At 69.8% G+C, this 11,121-nt stretch carries 12 protein-coding genes; 7 read left to right on the top strand and 5 right to left on the bottom strand.

Going from position 1 to position 11,121, the window contains the following annotated elements:
• Positions 1-12 precede the first annotated feature (12 nt).
• The 3 genes from O7632_RS26855 to O7632_RS26845 form a co-directional block, all read right to left on the bottom strand.
• On the bottom strand, positions 13-501 hold the full coding sequence (locus O7632_RS26855; RefSeq protein WP_278118285.1) for a YbaK/EbsC family protein: 489 nt from the start codon (positions 499-501) through the stop codon (positions 13-15).
• A 22-nt stretch (positions 502-523) separates the two neighbouring features.
• Positions 524-1,765: an MFS transporter gene (locus O7632_RS26850; RefSeq protein WP_278120422.1), complete on the bottom strand. Its 1,242-nt coding sequence runs from the start codon at positions 1,763-1,765 to the stop codon at positions 524-526.
• Positions 1,766-1,911: 146 nt separating this feature from the next.
• Positions 1,912-3,234 carry a hypothetical protein gene (locus O7632_RS26845; RefSeq protein ID WP_278118283.1) on the bottom strand — a complete coding sequence of 441 codons (1,323 nt, stop codon included), beginning with the start codon at positions 3,232-3,234 and terminating at the stop codon, positions 1,912-1,914.
• 839 nt (positions 3,235-4,073) lie between these two features.
• On the opposite strand from O7632_RS26845, the gene O7632_RS26840 reads away from it, so the two are divergent.
• The 7 genes from O7632_RS26840 to O7632_RS26810 all read left to right on the top strand — a co-directional run bounded on the left by O7632_RS26840 (position 4,074) and on the right by O7632_RS26810 (position 9,554).
• A complete protein-coding gene (locus tag O7632_RS26840) occupies positions 4,074-4,367 on the top strand; it encodes a zinc ribbon domain-containing protein (protein WP_278118281.1) in 294 nt (97 codons plus the stop codon).
• 128 nt (positions 4,368-4,495) lie between these two features.
• Entirely contained in the window at positions 4,496-4,801 is a 306-nt protein-coding gene (locus O7632_RS26835) for a hypothetical protein (protein WP_278118280.1), read from the top strand.
• Positions 4,785-5,414, top strand: a complete 630-nt coding sequence (locus O7632_RS26830; RefSeq protein ID WP_278118278.1) for a GPP34 family phosphoprotein — start codon at positions 4,785-4,787, stop codon at positions 5,412-5,414. The genes O7632_RS26835 and O7632_RS26830 overlap by 17 nt, the downstream gene beginning before the upstream one ends.
• 54 nt (positions 5,415-5,468) lie before the next feature.
• Entirely contained in the window at positions 5,469-6,113 is a 645-nt protein-coding gene (locus O7632_RS26825; protein WP_278118276.1) for a GNAT family N-acetyltransferase, read from the top strand.
• A 143-nt stretch (positions 6,114-6,256) separates the two neighbouring features.
• The gene (locus O7632_RS26820; RefSeq protein WP_278118274.1) at positions 6,257-6,982 is read left to right on the top strand and encodes a YcnI family protein; all 726 of its coding nucleotides are present in this window, start codon (positions 6,257-6,259) and stop codon (positions 6,980-6,982) included.
• 2 nt (positions 6,983-6,984) lie between these two features.
• On the top strand, positions 6,985-8,784 hold the full coding sequence (locus O7632_RS26815) for a copper resistance protein CopC (RefSeq protein ID WP_278118271.1): 1,800 nt from the start codon (positions 6,985-6,987) through the stop codon (positions 8,782-8,784).
• On the top strand, positions 8,781-9,554 hold the full coding sequence (locus O7632_RS26810; protein ID WP_278118269.1) for a DUF1775 domain-containing protein: 774 nt from the start codon (positions 8,781-8,783) through the stop codon (positions 9,552-9,554). Before O7632_RS26815 ends, O7632_RS26810 begins: the two co-directional genes overlap by 4 nt.
• Here O7632_RS26810 and O7632_RS26805 read toward each other — a convergent pair.
• Together O7632_RS26805 and O7632_RS26800 are read right to left on the bottom strand one after the other, a co-directional pair.
• Positions 9,529-9,696, bottom strand: a complete 168-nt coding sequence (locus O7632_RS26805) for a hypothetical protein (RefSeq protein WP_278118267.1) — start codon at positions 9,694-9,696, stop codon at positions 9,529-9,531. The genes O7632_RS26810 and O7632_RS26805 overlap by 26 nt on opposite strands.
• A 118-nt stretch (positions 9,697-9,814) precedes the next feature.
• Complete coding sequence (locus O7632_RS26800) at positions 9,815-11,014, bottom strand: helix-turn-helix transcriptional regulator (RefSeq protein WP_278118265.1); 1,200 nt, start codon at positions 11,012-11,014, stop codon at positions 9,815-9,817.
• Positions 11,015-11,121 lie beyond the last annotated feature (107 nt).

Here is an 11,121-nt window from a genome sequence, read left to right as displayed (position 1 = left end):
GGTGTCGCCGGGTCAGGGCTGGGCGATCGACTCCACCCGAGGCTCGGCGATGGCCAGATAGTCGCTGGTGGACAACGCGATCGTCCGGTCCAAACGGCCGGCGTTGAAGAAGACCTCGGGGTGCGGGAGCAGCTCCGGGTCGAAGATCACCGCCAGCCGGTCGTCGAAGGAAAACGGCGGGATGGTGCCGATCGCCGTACCCGCCAACTCCTCGGCGACCTCGCGGGAGGCGAAGGAAGCGTACGTGCCGCCGAGTAGCGCCTTGAGTTTGCCGAAGTCGACCCGCCGGTCACCGGGGATGACCGCAGCCACGAATCGGGTCGTCTTCTTGCCGATCTTGACCATGACGATGATGCATTTCGCGGCCTGACCCGGGTCGTGACCACGGAGTCTGCTGACCGCCTCCGTGACGCCTTCCGGCTCGTGCTCGATCACCCGGTAGGTGGCACCCCGCTCGTCGAACAGGGTGATCAACTTGTGGTAGACATCCTCACCCGTCACGATCTCACCTTCGCATGGTTTGTCACGTCACGACCGTAGACACGGCAGGCGTCGCAGGCGCTTCAGACGCGCTGGAGGCGTCGGACCGGGTGCGCTCTGCCCAGCGCACTGCGATCGGCGTCACCAGCCCGAGGGACATCATCGCGGCCCCCAGCAGGAGCCAGCCGGGCAGTCCACCCTCGATGCAGAGTACGGCGAGGATCGCCGGTCCTGCGGCGTTGGCCGCGCCCTGCCCGAGACCGAACGCGCCGGCGTACTGGCCCTGAGCGTGTGGCATCGCCAACCCGAATGCGAGCTCGAAGGAGGCAGCCGCGTGCCAGAGCTCACCGAAGGTGTACACGACGGTGGCGGTCGACAACAGCAGGAGAGCCACCCACCATGGCACACCCGCCATCGCGCCGATGAGGCCCAGCGACAGCAGGAGCGCCGCGCCCGCCCACACCATCCGCCGCGCGGCGGCGGCCGGGCTGACGACACCTCGGCTCACCTGCACCTGGAGCGCGACGATCAGGATGCCGTTGAGCAGGACGAACCCGGTGACGGCGATCCGAGGCGTGGACGTGCTGTTCACGATCCACAGCGGCAGCGCGAACGCCGGGATCGCGAGGTGGACCGACATCGCTCCGTTGATCAACGCCACCAACAGGTACGGACGGTCGCGCAGCGCGATCCAGCTGCCCTGGCCGGCGATCACCGCCAGCGGTTCGACGTGCGGTATCCGGGTGAGGACCAACCCGGCCACCACGAAGGTCGCGGCGGCGACCAGGATCATGGTGATGTAGACCGGCCCCGTGTCCAACTGGATGCCGATCGTCGCGATCAGCATGCCGCCCATGATGCCCACGTTGGAGATGGCCCGTTGGTACGACAGGAACCAGGTGGTACGCCCGGCGGCCACCGCCCGGATCAGTGGTGCCCGGCTCGCCTGACCGGCCGCACTGACCAGGGTCGTGAACAGGGAGACCAGGACCAACGCCCAGAACGACCGGACCAGGACGAAACCCGTGGTCGCAGCGGCGCCACACAGCATGGTCACGATGTGCACTTCGCGCGGGCCACGCCGGTCGGCGACGTGCCCCATCAGTGGTCCGGCGGCCAAGCCGGCCACGGCACCCACGGTAAGGCCGGTGCCGACCTCGGTCGCCGACATCCCGACGATCCGGGTCAGATACAGCGTGCTGCTGCCCAGCAGAAGTCCGCCGCCCACGGTCACCGCGAACACCGAACCGGCGAGCGCCCGTTGCGGGCCGGTCGGCGGTAGCATGCGGGTCAACGCGGTCCGGATCCGTCCAGGCGGATCGGCGTGGTCGGACGCCGGTGCGGCAGACGCCGTCAGGTGCGCGCCCACTCCTGACGCCCCCGCTCCCGATGCCGACGACGACGATTCGGCGGGCGAGCCGGCTGGGCTGTTCACGGGCCGTCGTACAGCCAGTCGCGGTACTGCCGATCCGGAGCGGTGCGCTGCTGCCAGGCCCACCGCTGCCCGCTGGTCAGTGCCGGCTCGGCCACCACCACCCGGTCGGCGAACCACTCGCGCAGTTGGCGTACCCGTTCGTCAAACGTCTCGACGGTGTCGGTGGCGAGCAGCATCGCGGCGAGCATGTCTGCGGACGCGGAGAACTTGGTGTCGAGATTGGCTCCCGGAGGTACCCACGATTGGGCGAAGACGACGTCAGGCTGTGCCAACATCTCGTCGGGAGTGGGGTAGCTGATCAGCGTGCCGGCCGGACCGAACAGTCCCGCGCACCCCACCACCTTTGGATTGACCTTCACGTTGAGGACCGGGCGTCGGCCCAGGGCGCAGAACAGAGCGGCTTCGCCCAGGTCGACGTTGAACTTGCCGAGAATCTGCTCCTGGGTCATTGCCCCGCCCCGGCGCGCGGCGCACTCACTGAAGACGATCCGCCCGGTGTCGCGCTCGCGGAACAGTTCCATGTGGAACACCCCGTCCCGCAATCCCAACGCGGCGATCGCGTCGTGGACCACCGGCCCGGCGACCTCGTACGCCTCGGCGTCCTGGGTCGGATCGAGCCGGCGGAGCGAGATCGGCGTCTGCCCGGTGAGCGCTTCGAGACACGGCTCGGTGTACGCGCCCAGACCGAAGAACAGCACCTCGCCGCCGAACACCACACCTTCGGCCATCCACTCGTCGCCGTCGACGAATTCCTCCAGCAGGAAGGTGCGTTTGGTTTCCTTCTCCTCGCGGCAGGTGCGGCTCGCCTTCTCCAGGTCCTTACGGTCGCGAACGACGCTGGTGGAGGTGGTGCCGCCGCCGGCGATCGGCTTCAGGACCGCCCGCTCGAATTCCAGTGGCACCCCGCTCACGTCGAAGATGTCCTCGACCACAGCCCATCGGGTGACCGGGACGCCGGCCGAACTCAGCCGGGCCTTCTGCAGCGACTTGTCCCGGAAGCGCACGGCGACCGAGGGGTCCAGTGCCCGACAGCCCAGCGTCTTGCCCAGTGCCGCCACGGTGACGATGGAGAATTCCCAGGTGCTCTGCAGCGCGTCGAACTGATGGTTGCCCAGGCCAGCCCGGTGTAACGCGCTGAGACAGTCCTCCGGGTTCGTCACGTCGTCGACCCGGATCATCTTCCCCTGCGCCGGCATGCGAATCCGGCCGGAGTCGTAGGCACCCGAGTTGCACAGGAGCACCGTGTCGATGTCGTGTTGATCGCACGCGCGTAGTACGTATGGGTCTGCGCCAAGTAGCAAGATGGATGGCCTGCTCACGTTACCTCCAGCATCCCCGCATCGTCAGCAACTGCGCAATCTCGCCATGAGCGTACCAGCGGGGTCCGGGCCAACAATCATCCACATAGCAGAGCCGCGCGAGGTCCGTTCGCAGGTGCCGCCCGATCCTGCGTGGATGCTCACGTGTCCAACCTGTGATCGTTTGGAGCGATCTAAGAAACTCGATGTATTTCGTGCTGGTGGTCGAGCGGTGCCACGGTCGGCCACTGGTCCCGTGTCAGGACTGGAGGCTGGATCGCGCACACCGTGACTGTGGGCGCGGACGGTCGGCTGGAGATCCGATGGGCGCGCCGGACGATGGGCTGGCCGACGTGGACACCGATGTTCGGTGGGTGCGCGCGAGGCCATGGGCCGGATCCGTCGACGGGCGGTGGCCGGCAGACAGTGGTGATGGGGAGGGAGCCTGCCGGCCACCGGTATTCACCGCGCGCGCGAGGCGTGGGAAGAAAAAGGTTAGCGGAGAACGGCGCGCCGTGGGGGTCGGTCGGTGGGGTCGGTGTCATCGTTGGTTGTCGTCTGTCGATCAACCGTTCGTGTGGCTCGGCCGTGTGCGAACGCCTGTCCCGGGCGTACTCCGTGAGAACTGTACGTATTTTCGGGGTCTTCAACGGGTTTGATTATGGTTCCACCGGCGAGTTAAGCATTGCACCACTGTGGGTGCCCTGGCAGACTCGATCTGCGTCTGCCGATGGCGACGAGTCGATCCAGGGAATCATGGTGAGGAGTTCGCGATGGCCAAAAGCCGCGGCGCGCACCATGAGATCGCTGATCTCCCCGAGGTGAACGATGTTCGCGTAGGGGGCGGCCCGACAACGGGTGTGACCCATCCGTCCCCACTGGCCGGACTGCTCTTCTGCGCGACCTGCGAACGGCAGATGACCCCGATGACGAGACTCAACGGCCGGGCGTACGGTGCGCCGTGCGGCTGCCGGTTGAGTCCGGTCGACGCGCTCACCGTCGAACGCCTGGTGTTCAACGCCGTCGAGGCCCACCATCCGGACCTGCTGACCCGCACCGCCGCCGGAGGCCTCGCCGCGGCCTTCCGAAAAGTGCTGGCCGAGGTACGGATCGGCGGGACCGCAGACGAGTTGGAATTCATCTGGTCCACGTGACCGTCCGTCAAGTGCTCTCCCCTGACATAGATTGCCTGCTCAATGACGCCTGTCCTGGCCGCGGTCGGTGGCCTCGACACATTCGCGTACGGATGCCCTCGCGTCCGGTGATTCGGCTGGACATTTCTATGACATATTTTGTGGAACACCCACTAGTGCCGGAATTGCCGGCAGGTACGGTGGCCCGGTTCGCCGTGTCCGAATGGCGCTACGGACGGGGACCCGTCCCCGGAGAGCCGTTCGACCTCCTGATCACCAAGGTGCGGACCACGTCCGCCCGCAGTTACGACGGCACCTGGGTGTGGGTCGACGGACACCACGTCGACTGCCGGCCAGACCATCCACCATGCCAACAGGCGCTGGTCAGCGTGGCCGCGCTACGCCGTACGCAGACCCTCGGGCGGCAGGAGGTGGACGGTGCCGCTGCTCGCTGACGAGTTCTTTCTCCTCGCCCACCACGATGTCACCGGCCGCCCGAGGCTGCACTCCCGGGCGATCGGTCTCGGACTGGCCAGTGCCGTCCTGGCCGAGCTGTTCACCGCCGAGGCCATCGCCATCCACGCCGGTCAGGCGTGGGTACGGGACCCGGCCGCGCCGGCCGACGCCCTGGGCCGGGCCGCGTTGCGGCTGATGCTCGACGAACCCGAACACACGGCGGTACGCACCTGGCTCACCGTCCTCGCCGAGCGGGCCGAACGACACGTGGCGCGCCGGCTCGCCGCCGCCGGGGTGGTCCGGCCCGAACAGGTCCGCCGGTGGACCCGTACCCGGGTGGTGTACGTGCCGGTGGACATGAACACCGCCGCCTGGCCGTGGGCGAGGCTGTCGCTGCGGCTGCGTCGACTGCAACACCTCGACGAGTCCGACCTGTTCCTCGCCGGACTGGCCGCTGAGACCGGCCTGGACACCTACCTGCTCGACGGCGCCGAGCCAGGCGTCGACCAGCATCTCGCCGGCCTGCTGGCCACCCTGCGGACCCCGCTGCGTGACCTGCTCCGGCAGACCGGCGCGGCGGTCGGCAACGCCGTGCTGTCCGGACGCGCCTGACGTACGCGTTACCTCTTCGCCCCGACCCGCCACCCATCTCATTGGAGTACGCCGATGACCGCGACCACCCCGGCGACCGCCGTTCGCAACGCCACGCACGACGACATCGCCCAAGCCGCCACCCTGCTCACCGAGGCGTTCCTGATCGCTCCGGTGTCCCAATGGCTCGTCACCGACATCGACGCCCGAGTGACCACCTTCCGGACCCTGTTCACCATCGAGCTCGAACACGCGCTGGACACCGGTGGCCTGGTGCACATCGCCGGGCCGATCGCCGGTGTCGCGATCTGGCACCGCCGCCAGCAGCCCGTCACCGTCGACCAGGTGACCGTCCACCAGCGGCGGATGCTGATCGCGGCCGGCGCCTGGCAACACCGGGTCGCGGCCCTCGACACGCTGCTCGGCCAGCACCACCCGAACGAGGCTCACCACTACCTCGGCTACCTCGCGGTCACTCCGTGGCTGCAGAACCGAGGGATCGGTACGGCGCTGCTGCGGCACCACCATCGGGTGCTCGACCAGGAATCCGTACCGGCCTATCTCGAAGCCACCACTCCGCGCAACCGGGAGCTCTATCTCCGACACGGCTACCAACCGCGCGGCCCGGTCCGGTTGCCCGACGGGCCGCCGCTGTGGCCGATGTGGCGTACCCCGCTGCGACCAGTGACCTCCGGCCCTGGCGCTCCCGCCGACACGTAGTCGCAACTGTCGGGAACCAGACGGCGCACGCATCCGACCAATGCGAAAGCCGCCACCTGCCCACTGGCACCTTGGGCGGGCCGACAGACGAAAGGCAACCATCGATGAACCCCTCCCTTCGGCGCGTCACGCGTGCCGGCGCTGTGGCCGCACTCGCCAGTGGGGCGGTGCTGTTGGCCGGCGCACCGGCGTCCGCCCACGTGACGGTCAGTCCCACCGTGACGACCGCCGACTCCTACACCGTGCTGACCGTGTCGGTGCCGCACGGCTGCGACGGATCGTCCACCACCAGGGTCGCCATCCAGATTCCCGACCTGATCAACTCGGTCACGCCGACCATCAACCAGGGCTGGACGGTCGAAAAGGTGATGGCCGACCTCGACCCGCCGGTCACCGACAGCCACGGCAACGAACTCACCGAGCGGGTGGCCGAGGTCGTCTACACCGCGAAGACCCCATTGCCGGACGACATGCGCGACGTGTTCGAACTGTCGCTGAAGCTGCCGGACGCGGCCGGCGAGGAGCTGATCTTCCCCGCGATCCAGACCTGTGAGCAGGGCGAAGCGGCCTGGGCGCAGGTCCCGGCCGACGGCCAGGACAGCCACGAACTGGACTACCCGGCACCGTCGTTCGTCATCACCGCAGCCGACGACGACAGCGCCGGTGGCGGCCACGCGGCCGATGACGCGGCCGACGAGGCTGCCGACGACGCTGCCGACGACGCGGCCGGGTCGACCGAGCTGACCCCGGCCAGTTCGACCACCGACACCGGACCGAGCTCCCTGCTGGGCTGGATCGGCCTGTTCCTCGGTCTGCTCGGCTTCATCGCCGGTGCCCTGGCCCTGCACCGCACGAGGAAGGCCGCGTAGGCGTGGATCATCGTCACCGGCTGCGCCACGAGGCGCAGCCGGTCCGATCCGTGGCGTCGAGGCGACACCCATCCCGGGTACGGCGAACCTGTCTGCTCGCCGTACCCGGGATGGTGCTCGGCATCGTGCTGGCGGCGGCCGTGGCCAGCCCGGCCGCCGCGCACGCCACCCTCCTCGCCAACGACCCCGCCGACGGCGCGCTGCTCGCCGAAGCACCGCAGACGGTCACCCTGACCTTCAACGAGGCGGTCCAGGTGCGGCCGGACGGGGTCAACGTGCTCGACGCCGCCGGCACACCCGTCGAGGCCACGGCCCGGTCGGTGGACAGCACCGTCGTCATCGACCTGCCGCCAGAGCTGGCCGACGGAACGTACGTCGTGAGTTGGCGGGTCATCTCGGCGGACAGCCACCCGGTCGCCGGCGGATTCAGCTTCGCGGTCGGGACACCGAGCGTCGGCAGCGTCGCCATCCCGGTGAGCGAACCGGACACCGCGCTGCGGGTACTGCGCCCGGTGACCGAGGCAGCGATCTACATCGGGGTCCTCGGCGGCGTCGGGCTGTCCGTGTTCGGCGTGGCTTTTCTGCGCGGACCGACGGGCATGTTGGCGGCCGGCCAGGTCCGTGGCCGGCAGACCCGGCTGATCTGGCTGTTCGGGACGCTCGCCTTGGTCGCGTTGGTCGCCATGCCGCCGGTCACCACCGCATGGCAGGACGCCGCCGACGTCGCCGCGTTGGCCAGCGGGCAGACCTGGCGCACCGGGTACGGCTCCGACCTCGGACTCGCCGCCGGACTCGCCGCCGCCGGTGTACTGGTGGTGCTCGCCGGGGTCAGGCTGGTCGCGGCCCCTGGTACGGGTACCGATGCCGGTCGGCGGCGTCGATCCGCCGGGGTGGCGGTGTTCGGCGGCGCCGGCCTGGCACTCGGTGCGCTGACGCTCGGCGGGCACACCCGCAGCTTCGGCCCGGCCTGGCTCGTGCTGGGCAGCGACCTGCTGCACCTGGTGACCGCCGCCGTCTGGCTGGGCGGGATCGTCGGACTGGGGCTGGTGCTGGCCGGCGGCGTGTCCGCCGGCGGCGGTCTGCCGGCCCGGGACCGGGCTGCGGTGGTGGTTGCCTTCTCCCAGGTGGCGGCCTTTCTGGTGGCCGTACTGGCGGTAGCCGGCGTGCTGCTCGGCTGGCGGATCCTCGGCTCCTGGTCGGCCCTGTTCGGCACCACCTACGGGCAGGTGCTGCTCGCCAAGGTCGCCGCGGTGGGAGTGCTCGTCGCCATCGCCGGGTGGAACAGGTACCGGCTGGTGCCCCGTACCGCCCGGCCCGACACCGAGGCCGCCGCGCTGCGGTCGCTGCGCCACACCGTACGGCTGGAAGCGATCCTGCTGGTCGCGGTGCTGGCGACGACCGGGGTGCTGGTCACCCGCGATCCGACGGCACCACCTGCCGGCCCGGAGTTCGTCGCCGGAGCCGACCAGACCGGTGATCCGGCGATCACCGTCGACGGGACGCTGGGCGACGGCCGGGTGGAGATCCGGATCACTCCGGGCACCACCGGAATCAACGCACTGGAGTTGGCCTTGTTCGACGCGGACGGGCGACCGCTGGAGCCGGTGGCACCGCCGACGGTCACCGTCACCCAGCCCGACGTCGGGGTCGGCCCGCTGGACCGACGACTCGCCCAGGTGGGTACGGGCCGATACGAGGCGGTAGCCGACTTCCCGCTGCCCGGCCGGTGGGAGATCCGGGTGAATGCCCGTACCTCCCGGTTCGACAGCCCGATCGCGACGCTGCCCGTGGAGATCCTATGATCCTGACCCGGCTGATCCTGACCCGGCTGATCCTGACCCGGCTGATAAGGGGCCGGCGTCGTGTCGGCACCGTTCTGCTCGGACTGCTCACCGCAGCGGTGGCCACGGCCTGGCTGGCGGTCCCGGCGGCGGCGCACACCCAGCTCGCCGGAGCACAGCCCAACGGAGCTGGTGCGACCACGCTGACCTTCACCTTCGACCACGGCTGCGAGGCGGCACACACCACCGGGCTCACGGTCACGATGCCGGACGGGGCGATCGCGGCCACGGCGACCGGACAACCGCCCGGCTGGGTCGCCGAGGTCACGCCCAGCCGGGTCGACTGGACCGGGCCCCCGGTCGACGACGCGGCGATCGCCGCCGGTGTCGCCGAGTTCTCCGTCCTGGTCCGGCTGACCGGCAGCATCGGGCAGACGTTCTGGTTTCCGACGGTGCAGCGCTGCGCGGACGGTACGGGCTACGACTGGACCGACACCGTGCCGGATGCCGAACAACCGGCGCCGTCCCTGGTCGCCACCGGGGCGGTGCTCAGTCCGACCGGCGCCGCCGGGCCGGAGGGGCGTTCGACGGACACCGGCGGCGGGGCCAGCCGGACGCAGACGTTGTCCGCGATCGCGCTCCTGGTGTTGGGAGCCGGGGCGGTGGGTTACCGACTGGCACCGGGCCGGCCGCAACCGGCGACCGATGGCATCGATGGGCCGGTCGCCGCCGATGACGGGCCGGACGCCGACGCCGACGGGCCGGTCAACGCGGCCAATGGCCCCGATTGATCGGCACCCGGTGCAGCGTGCGGCAGGGGAGTTCGGCACCGCAGCGGCAGGTGTGCCGCCACCGCCGCCAGGACCACTGTGGGCGGTGGCGCCGGGCCAGCGTCGCCGCGACGGCGAACAGGTACTCGTCGTACGAGACCACGATCCCTCCCTTCACGACAGTGCGGGGTGTGACGCCGGGGGCTCTCCACTGACACCCGCCGCCACACCCCGCACTTATGAAGATAGAAGGCCATACGTGGATATTTCGTAACGTGTGGTTACGTTCTGTGTTCCTCTGGGGAGAGTGGGTCGATTCCCATCCGTACGGCGAGTTGCCGCAGCTCGTCGGAGCCGCCTCGGGGCGAGGAATCCCGGGCGATGTGGGCGATGATCTCGCGGACCGCGGCCCGGCTGCGGGTCTCGTGCGGGGCGATCTTCTCCGCCCGCAAGAACGCCCGCACCGCCTCCTCGTTGCGTTTGGCGGCGTGGAATCCGCGTCCGGCGTCCATGTGCAGCCTGGCGTGTCGCTGCGGAGTGCGCAGGGCCGTCTGGTCGACCATACGGGCGAGTTCCGGTGCGCGCGCCGGCTCGCCGTTCTCCAGCACCACCCCGACACGCCACACCGCCACGTTGGCCGGAGTGAACTCCATCCGCCACGGGTCCCCGGTGGTGTGCCGGGCGGTCTCCTCCGCCTCGGTGAGGTGTTCCTCGGCGACGTCGATCTGGCTGAGGCTGGCGGCGGAGAGCGCCGCGTGCAGATGCAGCATTCCGTACCAGGAGCGGCACTCGTCCGTACCGAGGTGGGGTTGAATCTCCTCGGCGGCCTTGCGGGCCAGGCTCCAGGACCGTTTTCGCAGGCCGGTGGCGAGGATCGCCTGGGCCAGCGCGTAGCCGGCGGCGGCTCGACACGCCGGATCCGCAGACAGCTCGGCGGCCCGTACCGCCCGCTCGGCCAGCCGCATCGCGAGGTCGACGTGGCCTTGGGGCTTGAGCGCGAGTGAGCCGGTGACGAGCGCCTGGACGGCGATCCGCAGCGAGGCGGGATCGTCGCCGGCGGCGTTGGCGGTCGACCGGATCTCGGCGATCAGGCGGGGGAGCAGGATGCCCAGCGTCGGGTTGTCGCAGGCCATCCTGGCCCGCATGGCCAGGTCGGCCTCGGCGGCGAGTTGCGCGGCCGGTCGGGCGGCGGCCGGCTCGTCGTCGTCCATCGCCTTGCGGATCGCCGGTACGGCGGCGTACAGCGCCAGCTCGTTGCGGGAGCGGGGCAGATAGGGTTGCGCCGTCAGGTCCATCATGGATACCTTCAGGGCGGAGGCGAGGGCGATCAGCATGGACCGTTTGGTCACGGCCCGCTTACCGTTCTCGATCATGGAAATGTACTCGCGGCTGACCCCGATCTCGGCAGCGAGTTGTTGCTGCGTCATGCCGGCGATGTCGCGCCACCGCGCGACCCGCAGGCCGATGTAATCCTCCGGCATCGGAGTACCTCCCACGCCGACCGTACGTATCGAACAGCGACACGTCGACAGATGTAACCACTTGTTACGTCCGTCCTACGGTGTGGCGCTTGCCGAGGTCGTCGCCG

The organism is Solwaraspora sp. WMMD406 (assembly GCF_029626025.1).
In the GTDB taxonomy this organism is placed as follows: domain Bacteria; phylum Actinomycetota; class Actinomycetes; order Mycobacteriales; family Micromonosporaceae; genus Micromonospora_E.
Note: the sequence above shows the minus strand (reverse complement) of the source record. Positions and strands in the feature narration are given on the sequence as shown.

Coding starts and splice junctions, on each gene's coding strand:
- O7632_RS26850 (WP_278120422.1), bottom strand. CDS start 1,765: ATGCTACCGCCGACCGGCCCGCAACGGGCGCTCGCCGGTTCGGTGTTC.
- O7632_RS26835 (WP_278118280.1), top strand. CDS start 4,496: ATGACATATTTTGTGGAACACCCACTAGTGCCGGAATTGCCGGCAGGT.
- O7632_RS26825 (WP_278118276.1), top strand. CDS start 5,469: ATGACCGCGACCACCCCGGCGACCGCCGTTCGCAACGCCACGCACGAC.
- O7632_RS26810 (WP_278118269.1), top strand. CDS start 8,781: ATGATCCTGACCCGGCTGATCCTGACCCGGCTGATCCTGACCCGGCTG.
- O7632_RS26800 (WP_278118265.1), bottom strand. CDS start 11,014: ATGCCGGAGGATTACATCGGCCTGCGGGTCGCGCGGTGGCGCGACATC.